The sequence below is a fragment of the Rhodobacter sp. TJ_12 genome (assembly GCF_020023995.1).
In the GTDB taxonomy this organism is placed as follows: domain Bacteria; phylum Pseudomonadota; class Alphaproteobacteria; order Rhodobacterales; family Rhodobacteraceae; genus Rhodobacter.
Genome location: NZ_NRRD01000107.1, coordinates 1 through 505, shown reverse-complemented (window position 1 = coordinate 505; position 505 = coordinate 1). Strand labels below are relative to the sequence as shown.

Here is a 505-nt window from a genome sequence, read left to right as displayed (position 1 = left end):
GGTAGAACGGGCGGAAGATTTGCTCGCGGTCTTCCGGGCTGACGCCCGGGCCGTCATCGTCAACGTTAATGGTGATGCCGTCTTTATCGACCGAGAAACTCACTTCAATTTTGGTGTGCGAATAACGCAGGGCGTTACGGACGATATTTTCCAGCGCGCTTTCCAGTGCATTCGGGTTGCCGTACAGCGGCCACGGGCCAGGCGGGAAATTCACCGTCAGGGATTTACCCATCTGTTCCGCTTCGAACGCGGCGTTATCGAGCACCTCATTCCACAACTGATTGGCTTTGACCGTTTCGCTGACCAGCGCGTTTTTCTGTTGATTACGCGACATGACCAACAGGTCGTTGATCATACTGTCCAGCCGCTGTGCTTCCGTTTCGATACGCTCCAGCTCTTTGCTCTCGCCGCTGCGACGACGCAACAGCGCGGTGCCGAGCTGTAGCCGCGTTAACGGTGTCCGTAGCTCGTGGGAAATATCGGACAGGAGCCGTTGCTGGGCGGT

The 505-nt window shown here is 57.0% G+C and carries 1 protein-coding gene; it reads right to left on the bottom strand.

The window, feature by feature from the left end; translation table 11 throughout:
* A partial coding sequence (locus tag CKO11_RS17430) for a histidine kinase dimerization/phospho-acceptor domain-containing protein (protein WP_263298511.1) occupies window positions 1-505 on the bottom strand: 505 nt, incomplete at both ends.